This window comes from Nocardia wallacei, from assembly GCF_014466955.1.
In the GTDB taxonomy this organism is placed as follows: Bacteria; Actinomycetota; Actinomycetes; order Mycobacteriales; family Mycobacteriaceae; genus Nocardia; species Nocardia wallacei.
Window position 1 is genome coordinate 1,613,602 of record NZ_AP023396.1, and the last position, 16,261, is coordinate 1,629,862.

Annotated in this window: 14 protein-coding genes; 1 reads left to right on the plus strand and 13 read right to left on the minus strand. The window is 71.0% G+C overall.

Annotated elements, in window-relative coordinates; translation table 11 throughout:
• The first annotated feature begins 58 nt into the window (after window positions 1–58).
• On the plus strand, window positions 59–643 hold the full coding sequence (locus NWFMUON74_RS07420; RefSeq protein ID WP_187687212.1) for a TetR/AcrR family transcriptional regulator: 585 nt from the start codon (window positions 59–61) through the stop codon (window positions 641–643).
• Here NWFMUON74_RS07420 and NWFMUON74_RS07425 read toward each other — a convergent pair.
• From NWFMUON74_RS07425 to hpnC, 13 genes are all read right to left on the minus strand, one after another.
• Entirely contained in the window at window positions 633–2,360 is a 1,728-nt protein-coding gene (locus tag NWFMUON74_RS07425) for an FAD-dependent oxidoreductase (RefSeq protein ID WP_187687213.1), read from the minus strand. The two genes, NWFMUON74_RS07420 and NWFMUON74_RS07425, sit on opposite strands and share 11 nt — an antisense overlap.
• A gap of 116 nt (window positions 2,361–2,476) precedes the next feature.
• Window positions 2,477–3,544, minus strand: coding sequence for an ABC transporter ATP-binding protein (locus NWFMUON74_RS07430; RefSeq protein ID WP_187687214.1), 1,068 nt, complete (start codon window positions 3,542–3,544; stop codon window positions 2,477–2,479).
• 25 nt (window positions 3,545–3,569) lie between these two features.
• Window positions 3,570–4,430 carry a carbohydrate ABC transporter permease gene (locus NWFMUON74_RS07435; protein WP_187687215.1) on the minus strand — a complete coding sequence of 287 codons (861 nt, stop codon included), beginning with the start codon at window positions 4,428–4,430 and terminating at the stop codon, window positions 3,570–3,572.
• 30 nt (window positions 4,431–4,460) lie between these two features.
• Entirely contained in the window at window positions 4,461–5,306 is an 846-nt protein-coding gene (locus NWFMUON74_RS07440) for a carbohydrate ABC transporter permease (protein ID WP_187687216.1), read from the minus strand.
• A 3-nt stretch (window positions 5,307–5,309) separates the two neighbouring features.
• Entirely contained in the window at window positions 5,310–6,617 is a 1,308-nt protein-coding gene (locus NWFMUON74_RS07445) for an ABC transporter substrate-binding protein (protein WP_187687217.1), read from the minus strand.
• A 52-nt stretch (window positions 6,618–6,669) separates the two neighbouring features.
• On the minus strand, window positions 6,670–7,956 hold the full coding sequence (locus NWFMUON74_RS07450; RefSeq protein ID WP_187687218.1) for a hypothetical protein: 1,287 nt from the start codon (window positions 7,954–7,956) through the stop codon (window positions 6,670–6,672).
• 58 nt (window positions 7,957–8,014) lie between these two features.
• Window positions 8,015–9,016, minus strand: coding sequence for an adenosyl-hopene transferase HpnH (gene hpnH, locus NWFMUON74_RS07455; protein WP_187687219.1), 1,002 nt, complete (start codon window positions 9,014–9,016; stop codon window positions 8,015–8,017).
• Complete coding sequence (locus NWFMUON74_RS07460; RefSeq protein WP_187687220.1) at window positions 9,017–10,015, minus strand: phosphorylase family protein; 999 nt, start codon at window positions 10,013–10,015, stop codon at window positions 9,017–9,019.
• Window positions 10,016–10,018: 3 nt separating this feature from the next.
• Window positions 10,019–11,950, minus strand: coding sequence for a squalene--hopene cyclase (gene shc / locus NWFMUON74_RS07465; protein ID WP_187687221.1), 1,932 nt, complete (start codon window positions 11,948–11,950; stop codon window positions 10,019–10,021).
• A 2-nt stretch (window positions 11,951–11,952) separates the two neighbouring features.
• Window positions 11,953–12,969: a polyprenyl synthetase family protein gene (locus NWFMUON74_RS07470; RefSeq protein ID WP_187687222.1), complete on the minus strand. Its 1,017-nt coding sequence runs from the start codon at window positions 12,967–12,969 to the stop codon at window positions 11,953–11,955.
• Between the two features lie 46 nt (window positions 12,970–13,015).
• Window positions 13,016–14,464, minus strand: a complete 1,449-nt coding sequence (gene hpnE / locus NWFMUON74_RS07475) for a hydroxysqualene dehydroxylase HpnE (RefSeq protein WP_187687223.1) — start codon at window positions 14,462–14,464, stop codon at window positions 13,016–13,018.
• On the minus strand, window positions 14,461–15,378 hold the full coding sequence (hpnD, locus tag NWFMUON74_RS07480) for a presqualene diphosphate synthase HpnD (protein WP_187687224.1): 918 nt from the start codon (window positions 15,376–15,378) through the stop codon (window positions 14,461–14,463). Before hpnD ends, hpnE begins: the two co-directional genes overlap by 4 nt.
• On the minus strand, window positions 15,375–16,220 hold the full coding sequence (hpnC, locus tag NWFMUON74_RS07485; protein WP_187687225.1) for a squalene synthase HpnC: 846 nt from the start codon (window positions 16,218–16,220) through the stop codon (window positions 15,375–15,377). Before hpnC ends, hpnD begins: the two co-directional genes overlap by 4 nt.
• Between the last annotated feature and the right edge of the window lie 41 nt (window positions 16,221–16,261).

Here is a 16,261-nt window from a genome sequence, read left to right on the forward strand (position 1 = left end):
TCCTTGCTCGTCGGACGACAGACGGTACTGGATTACGATTCACAGTACTATCTCCGGCATGGCCCCGCCCACTCGCTCCGAGTTCGCCACCCGGCGGCGCACCGAACTGTTCGACGCGCTGGTCGACCTGTTCCTCGCCGAAGGCTTCGCGCATCTGACGCTCGACGCCATCGCGGCACGCCTGCGCTGCTCGAAATCCACGCTGTACACCCTCGCCGGGAGCAAGGAACAGCTCGTGCGGGCGGCGACCGTGCACTTCTTCCGGCGCGCCACCGCCGCGGTGGAGTCGCGGATCGCGAAAGTCGAAGGGGCGCAAGGCCGGATCGTCGCCTACCTGTCGGCGGTCGGCACCGAACTGTCGGCCGCGTCCGAGCAGTTCATGGCCGACCTGGACGCCTTCGCGCCGGCACGCGCGGTGTACGAGAAGAACACCAGGATCGCCGCGCGCCGCGTGCGCGAGCTGATCACCGAGGGCGTGGCCGCGGGGGAGTTCCGCGACGTACACGCCGCCTTCGCCGCCGATCTGGCCGCGACCATGATGGTCCGCATCCAGCAGGGCGGCGTGCGAGCGGGCACCGGCATGGACGACGCGCACGCCTACCGGGAACTGGCGGCGATCCTGACCGCCGGGATCAACTCCTGAGATCGGCCGGGCGATGGGTGATGTCGACGATCGGCAGCCGCAGCGCGGCCGGAGCGTCCGCCGGCACCACGGGGCGGTGCGGCGCGATCGGGCCGAGCCGGCGGTACGGCGCGCCGAGTTCCGGACGCGGGTCGGCCTCGCCGCGGTTGGGCCACAGCGACACCGCGCGCTCGGCCTGGGCGGTGATCGTCAGGGACGGATTCACGCCGAGGTTGGCCGAGATGGTCGAGCCGTCGATGACATGCAGCCCGGGATGGCCGTACATGCGGTGGTACGGGTCCACCACGCCGCTGTCGGGGGAGTCGCCGATGACGCAGCCGCCGATGAAATGCCCGGTCATGGGGATGCCGAACGGTGTGGTGATGCTGCCGGTGGGAATGCCGTCGATCTTCTCCGCGACCCGCCGGGCCACCTCGTGCCCGGCCGGGATCCACGTCGGGTTCGGCTGCCCCACACCCTGTTTGGTGGTCATGCGACGGCGGCCGAATACGCCGCGGCGGGTGTAGGTGGTGATGGAGTTGTCCACCGACTGCATGACCAGCAGCCCGATCATCCGCTCCGACCAGTGCCGCGGGTTGAGGATCACGGGCAGATCCCGGCGGCCGCGGCGTAATTCACGCAGCCACAGCCGGACCCGGGAGGTGTGGCCGTCCTCGTCGAACATCACCGTCGTCATCAGCGAGAGCACATTGCTGCCCTTGCCGTAGCGCACCGGTTCGATATGGGTGTCGGGGTCGGGATGCACCGAGGAGGTGATGGCCACGCCCTTGGTGAAGTCGGTCTTCTTGTCGCGGCTGCGCACCGACAGCAGCTCTTCGGAATTGGTGCGCGACAGGTACCCGAGCCGCGGCGAGATGCCCGGCAGCGAGCCGGTGTCGCGCAGGCGGTGCAGCAGTTTCTGGGTGCCCAGCGCGGCGGCGGAGAAGACCACCTGCTCGGCGGTGAAGTTCTTGCGCGCCTTGCGAACCCAGCGCCCGGTGCGGACGGTATCGACGGCGTACCCGCCGCCCGGCAACGGCCGGACGTCGACCACGGTGGTGAGCGGATGCACAGTCGCGCCGGACTTCTCCGCGAGATACAGGTAGTTCTTGACCAAGGTGTTCTTGGCGTTGTGCCGACAGCCGGTCATGCACTCGCCACAGTGGGTGCAGGCGCGGCGATCCGGGCCGACACCACCGAAGAACGGGTCGGGAACCGCCTCGCCGGGCCGAATGCCGTTGCCGCCGAACAATACTCCGACCGGCGTGCTCCGAAAGCCCGCGCCGACGCCCATGTCCTGCGCGACCTCCGCCAGCACCCGGTCGGCCGCGGTGGTCGCCGGGTTGATCGTCACGCCCAGCATGCGCTTCGCCTGGTCGTAGTGCGGGGCGAGTTCGGCGCGCCAGTCGGTGATGTGCGCCCACTGCGGATCGGCGAAGAACTTCTCCGGCGGTTCGTAGAGGGTGTTGGCGTACACCAGCGAGCCGCCGCCGACCCCGGCCCCGCTCATGATGAAGGTGTCCTTCAGCAGGGTCAGGCGCTGGATGCCGAAGCAGCCGAGCTTGGGCGCCCACAGGAAGCGCCGCGCGCGCCAGGAGGTGGCGGCGAATTCGTCGTCGGCGAAGCGGCGCCCGGCCTCGAGCACGCCGACCCGGTATCCCTTCTCGGTCAGGCGCAACGCGGTGACGCTGCCGCCGAACCCGGACCCGATGACCACCACGTCGTAGTCGAACGCCATGTCCTGCCTTTCCGTCGCCGGTACCACCCCACCTGGGACGTTAGCGAGGAACGGGCAGCGGGTGGCACACAGCTGCGGCCAGGAAATCCATATTTACGGCCAGGAGTGGGCAAGTGTTACGCGGTGGCGAGCAGCAGGCCGGTGTCCGGGTCGTACCAGCGGCTCGCCTCGGGCGGGAGGCGCAGGGGCAGCGCGCTGCCGGGTTCGGCGCGGAAACCGGCCGGGGCCTGGATCTTCAACGCCTGCCCGGCGACCTCGGCGGTGAGCAGGGTCGACGAGCCGAGCGGCTCGAGCACGCGCAGTTCGCCGCGCACGGTGCCGGGCTCGCCGACCACGACGGCCTCGGGCCGGATGCCGAGCCGCAGCTCCCGGCCCTCGAACGACGACAGCGCCGCGGGCACGGCCAGCGACTGGCCGCCCAGCTCGAGGCGCGCGGACGTGACCGTGCCGGTGAGGAAGTTCATCGGCGGACTGCCGAGGAAGCCGCCGACGAATTCGGTGGCGGGCCGGTCGTAGACCTCGGCCGGGATGCCGGTCTGCGCGATCCGCCCGTCCCGCAGCACCGCGACGCGATGACCCAGCGACAGGGCCTCCAGCTGATCGTGGGTGACGTACACGGTGGTGGTGCCGAGCTCGGCGACCAGCTTCTTCAACTCGGCCCGGAACGACATCCGTAGCAGCGCATCCAGATTGGACAGCGGCTCGTCCATGAGCAGCACGTCGGCGTCCATCACGATCGCGCGGGCGACCGCGACCCGCTGGCGCTGGCCGCCGGAGAGCTTCGCCGGGTACCGGTCCAGGTACGGCGTGAGCTGCAACAGGTCCGCGGCCCAGGCGACCTTGCGGCGGATCTCGTCGGCGGGCACGCCGTGCACGCGCAGGCCGAAACCGATGTTGTCGGCGACCTTCTTGTTGGGGAACACCGCGTAGGACTGGAACACCATCGACAGATTCCGCCGCCGCGGTTCGAGATAGGTGACATCGCGGCCGCCGATGACGATCTGCCCGGAGTCGGGCAGGTCGAGCCCGGCGATCATGCGCAGCAGGGTGGTCTTGCCGCAGCCGGACGGGCCGAGCAGCACCATGAACTCCCCGTCGGCGATCTCCAGCGAGACGTCGTCGGTGGCGCGCGCGGCGCCGCCCGGATAGGTCTTCACCAGCTCGCGCAGAATCACCTCGGCCATATCGCAACCCCTGTCGTCCCACGTCTCATCGCAGGGTCGTACCCCACATGTTCACCAGATAGCGCCGCATCACCAGGATGAACAGCAGCGCCGGGACGATCAGCGCGAATCCGCCCGCGAACCGGTACGGCGTGGACGCCTCGCCCAGCGCGGTGAGCACCTGGGCGGGCAGCGTGCGGTGGCTCAGCGTCACGACGGTCGCGCCCAATATCTCGTTCCACGACAGCACGAAGGTGAAGATGGACGACGCCGCCAGTCCCGGGAGCGCCAGCGGCACAACGACTCTGCGCGCGGCCTGCCAGCGGGTGCAGCCGAAGACGCGGGCCGCCTCCTCCAGGTCGGCCGGGACGGCGACGAAGATGCTCGCGGTGATGAGCACCGTGGTGGGCAGCGCCAGCACCGTGTGCACCAGCGTGACCGCCAGCACCGTGTCGTAGATGTGCAGGCGCAGGAAGATCGTCGCCAGCGGCACCGACAGCACCACGATCGGCAATGCCCGCACCAGCAGCACGAACACCTGGTACGCGTCGCGTCCGCGGAAGGCGTAGCGCGCCAGGGCATAACCGGCCGGGGCGCCGACGACCAGCGACCAGAACACGGTGTAGAGCCCGGCCAGCACGGAATTGCCCAGGGCCGCGGCCGTTCCGGTGGCACGAAAGAACGACACCAGGGTATCGGCCGAGAACTCCTCCGGCACGGGTGGTTTCGGGAAGCGGTTGAGCGCCTCGCGCGAGGACACCGCCGACAGGGCGACGAGCACGATCGGCACCGCCATGAACAACGTGATCACCACGCAGGCGGCCTGTACGCCCGCCGCCCGCCACCGCCGCCTGCGTAAGGGCGCGCGGTCGATCGGCGGCAGCTCGCGCGTGCTCGACTCAGACATGTTGTCGCCCTGAGGAGATGGCTGGTGTGTTCATCGCGCGCCCTCGGGGTCGCGGACGGTGCGGAGGTAGAAGATCGCGGTGGCCAGGGAGATGGCCAGGACCACGAGGGACACGCAGCTCGCGACCGCGGGATTCTGCAGATTCGAGTACCACTGGTAGGTCTCGCCGACGAGCAGGGGGAAGTCGCGGCCGGTGAGGGCCTGGGCGACGGCGAAGGCCTGCAGCGCCAGGATGGTGCGCAGGATGAGGGCGACCTGCAGGCTGGGTCCGAGGAGCGGCAATGTCACATGCCGCAGCCGCTGCCACACATTCGCGCCGAACACCTGGGCCGCCTCGTCGTAATCGCGTGGGAGCAGCTGCATTCCGGCGATCGCGATGACGAACACCAGCGAGGTCGCCCGCCAGATCTCGGCGACCACCACGGCCAGCAGCATGGTCCCGGTGTGCTGATAGCCGAGCCACCGCACCCCGTCCTCGGACACACCGAGCCATACCAGCAGCGAATTCAGGTACCCGCGATCGCCGAAGACGGCCAGCCACACCAGTCCCGCGGCCAGCTCCGAGACCGCCAGCGGCACGCACCAGAGGTAGAAGTGCACACCGGCGAACCGAGGCCGCGCCTGCAACAGCAACGCCATCCCGATCGACAACACCAGCTGGACCGGCACCACGATGACGATCAGCAGCAGTGTATTACGCAGCGCGGTAAGGAAGTACGGGTCGCCGAGGAGGCGTTGCCACTGCGCGAGGGTGAAGCCGTGGTCGTCGCGGAACGCCGCCGCCACCGCCTGTACCAGCGGCCAGCCGAACAGGGCGGCCAGCAGCACGATGGAGGGCAACAGCAGCAGCCATGGCGAACGTAGTCGCGCGGTCATCGCTCACCCCACCCGGCACGGTTCGGCCGCGGGATCCGGCGCCCAGCAGGGCACGCGCAGCTCGTCGAGGATGCCCTGCAGCACCCGGGCCTGCTGGTCCAGCGTGGCGCGAATATCGTTGCCGCCCAGCACGATCGAGCGGAAACTGTCCTGGAACACCTTGCTCACCTCGCCCTCGCGTTTGCCGAGGCCGACCGGCGGCAGCGACAGCAGCGCACCCGGCGCGTCCCGCTGGCGGCGCAATGCCTCGGCCTCCAGCGTGGCCGCGGCGGGCAGGTCGGCGGGGACAGCGGTATCGACGGAGGGGAAGAAACCGTTCGACCGCAGCAATTCGAGCTGAGTCTGCGGCTGGGTCAGCGTCGCGATGGTCCGTTGTGCCAGTTCGGGATCCGGGCTGTGCTCGGGCACCGCCAGCCCGGTCACCACGGCCATGTACCCGAGCCCGTGCGGGCCGCGCGGCGCGGGCAGCATGCGCCACCGTCCCGGCTCGCGGGCGGGCGCCTGCGCCAGCCGGACCACGTGATCCCACGCCATTCGCACCTCGCCGCTGTCCAGCGCGTCCTGCATGAAGTCGTAGTTGGTGCCGGAAGGCACGCAGTTGGCCCACAATTCGCGGAAGTACCGCCATGCCGTCACCGCCTCCGCCGATCGGAAGGTGGTGATCTGGCCGCCGGTGAATGACGGCAGCAGGAAGCCCTGGACGAACCGGTGCAGCAGGCCCTTGGGCCCGGCGGGAAGACCGAGCATCGGCCGGTTGCCGTTGGCGCGCCGCGCGGCGACGGCCCAATCCAGGAACTGGTCGTAGGTCAGCGCGTTCGCGTCGGCCCCGGACGGCAGGTGCTGCAGCGCGTCGGCGTGCGCCGCCAGCACGTAACTCGCTGTGGCCCAGGGGATGTACCAGGTGCGGTCGGTGCCCACCCGGGCCAGGCGCAGGTAGTCGGGCGGCCAGCGGCGGTCGCCGAGGTCGGCCAGCAGCCCGGTCAGGTCGGTCAGGTAGCCGTCGGCGAGCGGGGCGAGGTCGCCGTGCAGCCCGCCCAGCAGCCCGATCCGCGTCGATCCGGCGTCCACCTGGCTGCGCACTTGACCCGCGAACGGGCTCTCCTCGATGGTCACATAGCTGACGCCCGGCGCGACGCGGCCGAGCAGCGCCCGGAACCGCTCGGCCTCGTCGGCGGGGCGGAACTGGGTGGACAGGAACACCATTCCACCCGCACCGCTGGTCACGAAGCCGGTGCAGGCGGCCGACAGCGCGGCCACGCCGAGACCCGCCGCGCGCAGGAACGCCCGGCGCGGCGAACCGGATGCGAGCATCGGCGGCTCCCTGGGGCGGCGGTGGTGATCACGGCTCGATGGTCCGGAAAACCTAAGCGCCGTCCCCGGTGTTGTCAACGCGACGGCCGCGCAGCAGTCCGGCGAAGACCACGCAGCCGGTGATGACGCCGAGCGCCGCCCAGCCCGGGAGTACCGAAGCGCGCCCGTTGAATTCGCATACCAGCCCGCCGCCGGGCGAGGGTGACTCGGCACAGGAACCGTAGCTCAGCCGGGTGCGCAGGACGAGGATCGCCGACGGCGTCACGATCATCACCAGACCGATCACCCGCGTCGAACCACGTTGCGGCAGTGCGGCGCCCAGGGCATAACCGGCGACGACGGCCAGCACGAAGTTGCCCAGATTGTCGACGACGTCGCTGCGGCTGTGCACATAGGCCAGCAGCGTCGCGCAGAGGGCCACGGCCGCGGTCGCGGTGAAGCCCGCCTGCGGTCTGGGCCACCGCAATCCCGCAGCGAGTCCCGCGCCGGTGAGCACGATGAACCACGGCAGCGACCACATCGGCAGGGTGGCCGAGATCATCGCGTTGCCCGCCGCCGTGACGGACACGGCCATCAGCACGAACACGCCCTCCCGACCGGGCAGCGCGAGCGCGGTGACACCGAACACCAGCGTGGCGATCGTGAGGGCCGCGACGATCACGATCATGCTGTCGCCGCGGCGGGACAACCATTCCGCCGTCGCCGTCTCGGTGCCGATCAGCACCAGCGCGGCGACGATCGGCGCCATCGGCAACTCCACCGAGAGCCGCGGCGCCGTGTCGCGATGCCGGTTGAGGTAGGTGCTGACGAGCACCATCGCGACCGCGGCGCCGACCAGCCACGCGGGCGGGGAATCCGTGGCCGTCCACGCGCCGCCGGATCGCTGCGTGCTGGGCAGCGCCTCGGCGACGGAGATGCTGGCGACCATGCCGAGCACCCAGCCCGCACTCGGTATCCGGCGGCCGATGACCGCCGCGCCGATACCGCCGAGCAGGATTCCGCCGCTGACCGAGTCGACGAAGTTCAGTGTGGTCAGCGGCGCCGTCGGGCCGGAGGTGTAGCCCACCTGGTGCACGGCCGCGACGGTCACGATGCCGCCGAGCGTCGTGCACCACGACGCGAGTTCGCTCTCCGCCGCCGTCAGCACCGTCGCGACGACCACGGCCACGACCGCACCCGCCGCGACGGCGCGCGGCTGGCTGAAGGCGAGCAGGTTCAGCTGCAGCGGCGAGGATTCGCTGGTCCACCGGAAGTCGATCGGCAGGGCCAGCGACAACCCGGCAACGAGCGTCGTCAGGAAGGCGGTGACCGTGTCCACACCGGTGTGGATGCGTCGCACCTGCCGAAAGTACCCGGCCGTGGGCCCGCGTTCCGGACGAAACGCCGACGGCCCGCGGTCAGCTCACCGCAGCGCGGATCGTCTCCCGCAGCGAGCCGAGCGTGGCGACCACGGCGGTGGGTTCGTAGCCGCAGTGCGCCATGCAGTTCGCACAGCGCGGGTCGTTCCCGCGGCCGAAGTTCGACCAGTCGGTGTCCTCGATCAGCTCCCGGTAGCTCGCGGCGTAGCTGTCCTCCAGCAGGTAGCAGGGTCGCTGCCAGCCCTTGAGCGAGTAGGACGGGATCGCCCACGCCGTGCACTGGAAATCGACCTTGCCCTCCAGGAAGTCCAGGTACAGCGGGGAGTGGTTGAGCCGCCACTTCTTGCGGCGACCGCCGCCGAAGGCCTTCGCGAACAGCTGGTGGGTCTGCGAGACGCCGAGCCAGTGTTCCTGGTCGGGCGCCTTCTCGTAGGCGTAGCCGGGCGCGATCTGCATGTGGTCGACGCCGAGCTCGTCGTTGAGGTAGTCCAGTACGTCGATGACGTCCTGCGGCGAATCCAGGTCGTAGAAGGTGGTATTGGTCATCACCCGGAATCCGGCCGCCTGGGCCTGCCGGATCGCGTCCACGGCCTGATCGAATACGCCGTCCTTGCACACCGACGCGTCGTGACGCTCCCGCAGCCCGTCGACGTGCACCATCCACGCGAAATTGCGGTGCGGGGCGAACTTGTGCAGATGCCTGGGCAGCAGCACGGCGTTGGTGCACAGGAAAACGATCTTGTTCCGGTCCAGCAGTCGCCGCACGATCTCATCGATCTGCGGGTGCATCAGCGGTTCGCCGCCGGCGATGGACACCATCGGCGCGCCGCACTCCTCGATCGCGCCGACGGCCTGTTCCACCGGCATTCGTTGTTTGAGCAGGTCGTGTGGATGTTGGATCTTGCCGCAACCGGCGCACTTGAGATTGCACGCGAACAGCGGCTCCAATTCGACCAGGATGGGGAACTTCTCGCGGCGCAGCACCTTCTGCTTCGCGAGATAGGCTCCCAGGCGCAGAGATTGACGCCAGGGCATTGCCATTCAACTCACCTCCCGTGGGTGGAAACGAAGTTCATCGGCGACCGTGGTCTCGCGTACCCGGACCGGGCCCAGGCCGGACAGGGCGTCGAGCAGATCGGCGGTCAGCGACGGTGGCGTGGACGCGGTGGCGACCACCGCGATCCGGCGGGCGCCGCGCAGCAGCGCCAGGTCGAGCCCCGCCACGCTGTCCACCGGATGCACCGGAATGCCTTGATTGGCAGCCAATTCCGGCAATCCGGCGGTGTGGCATTCCCGGTCCGGGACCGCGGGGGCGCTCCAGACGTATCTGCCGGTGATGCGGACCGACCGGGAATCGAAGCCCGGCGCGGCAACGGCCGTGTCGGGGGAACGGAGCAGCAGCACGAGATCCACGCCGGGCCGACGCCGCCGTGTGGTCCGTGGCGCGGGCGGCGCATCGGTGGTCAGCGGACCGCACAGCAGCACCTCCCGTTCCCCGATCGCGGCCGACCACTGGTCGAGAACCGGTGCGGCACAACGCAGGGCGTGCAGGGCGCGGATCCCGCGCAGCACCGTGCCCGGATGCACCAGCGGCGCGTCCAGGGTGTCGACGATGGCGCGGATGACGACCGTGCGTCCGTCGGGCACCGCGTCGGCGAGGAACGCCGACTCGGTGTCCACGGCGAGCGCACCGGTGGCGGCCAGCCGGACCCGGGCCGGACCGTCGACGACGCGCTGGGCCGAATAGATGGGCCCCAGGTGAACTCGCAGCCCGAGGTGCCGCAGGGCCGAGTACAGCAGCGGCGCGGCCTTGCTGGGCAGCACCACCCCGGCGCGACGGATCTCCTGTGCGACGACGAGATCCCCGGGCTGCACGCGCGGATCCAATCCGCCCGCCACGCCGGCGACGGCGATCGGACCGGCCGCCGCATCCAGCCGGTGGGTCGGCCCGCGCCCGGTGCGCACCACCGGGGTGGCGATGGCGCCGCGCAGTGCCGCCCACTCGCTTCGCAGTGGGGCACAGACGGTTCCGGGTCGCATCGTTCAGCCGCCCGTCTGCCCGGTGCCGATCGCGGCCGGGCCGCGCAGGTACCGGCCCAGCGCCCAGATCGGGAACACCACCCGGTACAGGTGATAGTTGATGTAGAAGTCGCCGGGGAAGCCGGTGCCGGTGAACAGGTCCTCGTCCCAGCCGCCGTCGGGCCGCTGGGTGTCCACCAGCCAGCGAATGCCGCGGTCCACCACCGGCGAGTCGACGCCCGCGGCCAGCAGCGCCAGCAACGCCCAGGCGGTCTGCGAGGCCGTGGACTCGCCGTGCCCGATCCAGACCGCATCCCGATAGGAACGCAGGTCCTCGCCCCAGCCGCCGTCGCGGTTCTGGTGGATCCGCAACCACCGCACGGCCGCCCGGATCGGCCGCGAGTGCGGGTCCACACCGGCGGCGACCAGCGCCGGGACCACCGCGCCGGTGCCGTAGATGTGGTTGGCGCCCCAGCGGCCGAACCAGGAACCGTCGCGTTCCTGATGGTCCAGCAGCCAGCGCACGCCGCGCCGGCACTCCTCGTCGCGGGCGCGGCCCAGCGCCGCGAGCATCTCCACCACGTGCGCGGTGACATCGGCCGACGGCGGATCGGTGACCGCGCCGAAATCGCAGAACGGCAGATCCGCCGGCAGCGAGGAGGTGTTGTCGGCGTCGAACGCGGCCCAGCCGCCGTCGGCGGACTGCATGCCGACCGTCCACTCCGCCGCGCGCTCGACCGCCGCTCGCAACCGCGCCTGGTCGGGATGCGAAACCTGGTGCAGGGCAAGGACTATGAGGGAGGTGTCGTCGGTGTCCGGATAGCGGTCGTTGGCGAATTCGAACGCCCAGCCGCCCGGGGTCAGGTCGGGACGGCGCACCTGCCAGTCGCCGCCGACGGTGACCTGCTCGGCCAGCAGCCAGTCGGTGGCGCGCAGCACGGCGGGATCGTCGGCGGGTTCGCCGGCGTCCAGCAGCGCGACCAGCGCCAGCGCGGTGTCCCACACCGGCGACTGGCAGGCCTCCAGCCTGCGCAGTTCGCCCTCGGGCGTCTGTTCCCGGACGACGAACCCTTCCAGTCCGTCCAGTCCGGCGCGGACCGCCGGATGATCCAGCGAGTAGCCGAGCAGATGCAGCGCCAGCAGTGAGTACACCCACGGCGGCTGAATGCCGCCCCACCCGCCGTCGGCCTCCTGGCGGGCCAGAATCCATTCGGCGGCCTGCCGCATCGCCAGGTCGCGCACCCAGCCGAGCGGGCGGCGCGCGTAGCTGTGCAGCACGGTGTCCAGTCGCTGGAACACACCGGCGATGCTGGCGATCGAATCGCGTTGCGCCGGAGCCGATCCGGTGCGCAGTTCGGGGATGTCGAAGGGCAGCGGACGGACCGGGCGCAGCGTCGCCACCACGGTCAGCGGCACCACGGTCTGGCGCGCCCAGCAACCCCAGTCGTAGATGTTGAGCGGGAACCAGGACGGCAGGAAGATGAGCTCCGGCGGCAGATTGGGCAGCTCGTCCCACGACCACAAACCGAACAGCGCCAGCCAGATCCGGGTGAACACCCGGCTCGCCTCGACGCCGCCCCCGGCGCGCACGAACTTCGCCGCCGCGCGCATGTGCGGGGCGTCCGGCGAGTCACCGGCCAGCCGCAGCGCCACCCACGCCTCGACCGTGGTGGACAGATCGCCGGGGCCGCCGTGGAAGGTCGCCCAGGTGCCGTCCTCGCGCTGCTGGGATCGGATCCAGCGGGCGGCCGGTTCGGTCACCTCCGGGGTGCTGATGCCCAGGAAGGCGCGCAGCAGCAGGTCCTCCGCGTCCATCGTCACATTGGTGGCGAGTTCGCCCTTCCACCAACCGGTTTCGTCCTGCAGCGAGCGCAGGTGGGCGACCGCCGCCCGCAGCGCGTCGCGGACGGACGCGAGTTCCTCGGCCCGCGCGTCGGTCGTGTCGATCACTGTCATACTCACGCACTCCGTTCGACGATGAACTTCGCCAGATCGGTCAACTCCCGGTGGCACTGCGCCGGCATGGGCACCGCGGCCAGCGCCTGTTCGGCCAGTGCGACCCGCCGCCGGGCCTCGTTGCGGGCCCAGCGGCGCCCGCCGCCACGGTCGACCAGCTCCGCGGCGTATCGCAAACCGTCCTCGTCCGGCGTCTCCGGGCACGAGAGCCACTGCGCCAGTTCGTGTCCCGTGGTGCCGCCGGCCTCCAGCGTCCAGACCACCGGCAGTGACTTCTTGCGCGACCGCAGGTCCGACCACACCGGCTTGCCGGTCACCTCGGGCTCGCCCCAGATGCCCAGCAGGTCGTCCACCAGCTGGAAGGCCAGGCCGACGTGATGGCCGTAGCGTTCCATCGCGGTGACCGTGCGCGCCGGTGCGCCGGTGAGCACCGCGCCGACGGCCGCGCTGGCCGACAGCAGCGCCGCGGTCTTGCCCGAGGCCATTCGCACGCATTCGGCCAGGCTCACCTCGCTGCGCCGCTCGAACGCGACGTCGGCGATCTGCCCGCGAATCAGCTCCCGGGTCGCCGCGCCGACGATCCGGCTGGCCGGAACCGCGTGCGGCACAGCAGGATCCAGTAGCACCTCGTGCGCCAGCGACAGCATCGCGTCACCGGCGAGCACCGCGACCGGGTCGCCCCAGAGCGCCCACACCGTAGGCCGGTGCCGGCGGGTGGTGTCGCGGTCCATGAGGTCGTCGTGGACCAGCGAGAAGTTGTGCACCAGCTCCACCGCGACCGCACCGGGTATCGCGTCGGCCGCGTCGCCGCCGGTAGCCTGCGCCGTGAGCAGTGCCAGCCGGGATCGGATGGACTTGCCGCCGTTGCCCGCCACGGCGTGCCCGTGCTGATCGCACCAGCCGAAGTGGTAGGCCACCACCGTGCGGAGGGAATCGTCGAGGCGGCTCACCGCCTCGCGTAACGCGGCCCGCACCGCGTCGCTTCCGGTGCCGACGGCAGACAGGATCGTTGTAGTCACCGAACCACCTCCGTTACCCGTGCCTGATGCTGTTCGAAGTCGGGTGTCATCGGACGGCCTCCTCGGCGGGCGTCCGGGCGTAGTCCGAAACGAGTTCGGCGACAGCGGATTCCCCGCTGCGCACGGCGCCCTCCATGGTCGCGGGCCAGCCGGTGGCGGTCCAGGCGCCGGCCAGGTACAGACCGGGCAGCGCGGTGCGGGCCGCCGGGCGCAGGCGCGCGCTACCGGGGGACGGGCGGAAAGTGGCGTGCCGCTCGCGGGTGACGAAGAAGTCGCGAACCCCGGCCGCGCGGGTGGCGGGCAGCAGCCGGTGCAGCTGCGGGAGGAAGCGGCGGCGCAACTCGGCGGTGGGCAGGTCGACCAGGTCGTCGGCGGCCGACACCGAGACCGCGAGATACTGGCCGCCCGCCGCGGTGTCGCCGAGGCCGGAGGCGTCGGTCCGGTCGAAGACCCACTGCGCGTCCGTGCCGAGCCCCGCCAGGAACGGCTCGGCCATCACCTGCCGGTCATAGACGACGTGCACGTTGATGATCGGCGAATTATCCAGGGCCACAGACCAATTCGATGGCAGGCGCACCGATTCCGGCGGCAGCAGGGTAGCCGCCGCGTCCGGTGGTGCGGCGAGCACGATCGCGTCGGCCGCGGCGCAGTCGCCGTCGACCGATACCGACCACCCGCTCCCGTTCCGCTGGATCCCCGCCGCTTTCGCGCGCGTCACCACCGTGACACCGGCGGCCGCGAGTGCCCGCTGGGCGGCATCACCGTGCAAGCGCCCCAACGGTATTCGCGACCAACCGATGTCGGCGGCGTCCGACCGGGTCAGCAGGCCGATCTGAAAGACGGTGGCGGCCAGGGCCAGCGATACGTCGTCGGCGCGCGCGTTGAGCGTCGCGATGCCGACCAGTTCCCACAGACTTTCGATGGCGGCCCGATCCTGTCCGTGCGCGCGCAGCCAGTCCCCGAAGCTCTCGGCGTCGTTGCGCGGATCGTCGGCATCGACGGCACGCAGCGCCAGCGCGGCCCGCACGAACCGGGCACGCGCGGCCGTCGATATCCACGGATAGCGCAGCAGCGCCCAGCTCAGGTGCAGCGGGGCGGGCACCGGCAGACGGCGTAGGCGGCCACCGATGACAGCGGGTTCGGCGCCGTCGGCGTACTGCCCGGCGGCGGTCCCGAGTGTGGTGTGCTGCCGAGTGGCGGGCCGCCCGGCGGAGACGAGCCGCTGGCCGCGCACCGGGATGTCCAGGCGCTCTTGCAGATTCACCTCACCTGCCACGCCCAGCCGGGTCAGCAACGCGCGGTATCGGTCGCAGCAGCGCAGGAACACGTGCTGGCCGTTGTCCACCGCGAGCCCGGCGCGGTCGAACGAATAGGTCAAGCCGCCCAGCCGATTTCGCGATTCGAACAACGTCACCCGATGTCCGGCGTCGGCACAGCCGAGCGCCGCGGTGATGCCCGCGAGGCCGCCGCCGACCACCGCCACGCGCGCGGTCATCGCGGGCCCCGCGCCGTGCGGGACCGCTCGCCGTCGCCGGTCAGCGCCGCCGAGGACCGCAGCAGCGCACCGGAGGCGACCCGGGCCTTCTCCCACGCCGACAGCGACAGCCGCCGGTCGTAGACCGCCGCCGGGTTGGCGCGGATGCGGGCGTTGAGCTGCCGGTAGATGCCCGCCATGGCGGCGCAGCAGGCCGCGCTGCGGCCGTCCAGCTCCGGCAGTAGCCGCAGGCCCAGGCAGTACCAGTTCTCGGCGCGTTCGGCGGCGTCGCGGATCAGCGCCGCGAGCCGTCCGTCCGGATCGTCGAGCGCTCCCGTGGCGTCGAGTTCCAGCCGGACGCCGTACCGGTCCAGTTCGTCGGCCGGTAGGTAGACGCGGCCGTTGCCGAGGTCCTCGCGGATGTCGCGGAGGATATTGGTCTGCTGCAACGCGATGCCCAGCTGATCGGCGAACAGCGGCGCCCGCGGATCGGCGCCGGTGCCGAACACCGACAGGCACAACCTGCCCACCGCACCGGCGACGCATCGGCAGTACGTGGTCAGCTCGGCGAAATCGGCGTAACCGACGCCGTCCACGTCCATCTGCACGCCGTCGATCAATTCGCCGAACGCCGAGAGCGGGACGGGGTAGCGCCGCGCGGTGTCGGCCACCGCGAGCAGCACCGGATCGTCCTGTCCGGCCGGGTCGTCGAGCTGCTTGCGCAATCCGGCCAGCGCCTCGGTCTTGGCGGCCGGTGCCAGGTCGCCGTCGCCGATGTCGTCTATCCGGCGCGCCAGCGCGTAGAGCGCGCACAGGGCAGACCGCTTGTCCGGGGGCAGCAGCCGGATGCCGTAGTAGAAGTTCTTCGCCTCGGTGCGGGTGATCCTCTCGCACTCGGCGTAGGCCTCGGTGCGAGTGGGCAGGGTGGCCGTCATCGGGTGACCACCGCCGCCCGGCCGAGCAGCGCCACCATCGTGCGAACCGTGTCCACGTGCCGGGGCGTGGGTTTTCGCAGCCACACGTCGCCGTCGGCGGCCCGCAACGCCTTCGCGGTGGCGTAGCCACCGGCCACGTATCCGGCCACCGCCATCCGCGCCCAGCCGGTGAGCCTGCCGACCAGCGCGGCGCCCTCGTCCAGCAGATCCATCGCCCGGTCCACCTGGCGTAGCACCACCGCCCGGCAGCCGGTCGCGCCCGTGGCGAGTTGTGCCTCGGCCACGCCGAAGTCGGCCAGATCCGCCTGCGGCAGGTAGATCCGCCCGGCCCGGTAGTCCTCGGCGACGTCCTGGCAGTGTTCGAGCACCTGCAATGCCGTGCACACCCGGTCGGACAAGGCGATCGTCACGGGCGTGCCCTGCCCGAACACTCCGAGCACCAGCCGCCCGACCGGATCGGCCGACAAGCGGCAGTAGCCGAGCAGGTCCTCGAAGGTCGGATACCGGGTGACCCGCTGGTCGACCAGGTTGGCCTCGATCAGCTGCTGGAACGGCTCCTCCGCCAGCCCGCACGCGGCCACCGTGGGTGCCAGCGCCGCGAACACCGGGTTGGCCGGTTCACCGCCGGACCACACCAGCGAAAGATCGGCACGCAGCGCCAGCAATTGTTCGGTGCGGTCCCCGGCCGCCCGGTCGCCGATGTCGTCGATCATCCGGGCCGTCGCGTATACCGCGTGCAGGTGATCGCGTTGTTCGCGGGGGAGCCAGCGCAGCGCTACGGGGAAGTTCTCCTCCTGTTCGCGGGCCCGGATTCGTCGGGGCCCGGCCGTGGCTGCGTCCATTACTCGATGGTGAGCGCTACTCTGCGCGCAAATCTGCAACC

Coding starts and splice junctions, on each gene's coding strand:
- hpnE (WP_187687223.1), bottom strand. CDS start 14,464: ATGACCGCGCGCGTGGCGGTGGTCGGCGGCGGCCTCGCGGGCATCACC.
- hpnH (WP_187687219.1), bottom strand. CDS start 9,016: ATGGCAATGCCCTGGCGTCAATCTCTGCGCCTGGGAGCCTATCTCGCG.
- hpnC (WP_187687225.1), bottom strand. CDS start 16,220: ATGGACGCAGCCACGGCCGGGCCCCGACGAATCCGGGCCCGCGAACAG.
- NWFMUON74_RS07440 (WP_187687216.1), bottom strand. CDS start 5,306: ATGACCGCGCGACTACGTTCGCCATGGCTGCTGCTGTTGCCCTCCATC.
- NWFMUON74_RS07420 (WP_187687212.1), top strand. CDS start 59: ATGGCCCCGCCCACTCGCTCCGAGTTCGCCACCCGGCGGCGCACCGAA.
- NWFMUON74_RS07435 (WP_187687215.1), bottom strand. CDS start 4,430: ATGTCTGAGTCGAGCACGCGCGAGCTGCCGCCGATCGACCGCGCGCCC.
- NWFMUON74_RS07430 (WP_187687214.1), bottom strand. CDS start 3,544: ATGGCCGAGGTGATTCTGCGCGAGCTGGTGAAGACCTATCCGGGCGGC.
- NWFMUON74_RS07445 (WP_187687217.1), bottom strand. CDS start 6,617: ATGCTCGCATCCGGTTCGCCGCGCCGGGCGTTCCTGCGCGCGGCGGGT.
- shc (WP_187687221.1), bottom strand. CDS start 11,950: ATGACAGTGATCGACACGACCGACGCGCGGGCCGAGGAACTCGCGTCC.
- NWFMUON74_RS07460 (WP_187687220.1), bottom strand. CDS start 10,015: ATGCGACCCGGAACCGTCTGTGCCCCACTGCGAAGCGAGTGGGCGGCA.
- hpnD (WP_187687224.1), bottom strand. CDS start 15,378: ATGACGGCCACCCTGCCCACTCGCACCGAGGCCTACGCCGAGTGCGAG.
- NWFMUON74_RS07425 (WP_187687213.1), bottom strand. CDS start 2,360: ATGGCGTTCGACTACGACGTGGTGGTCATCGGGTCCGGGTTCGGCGGC.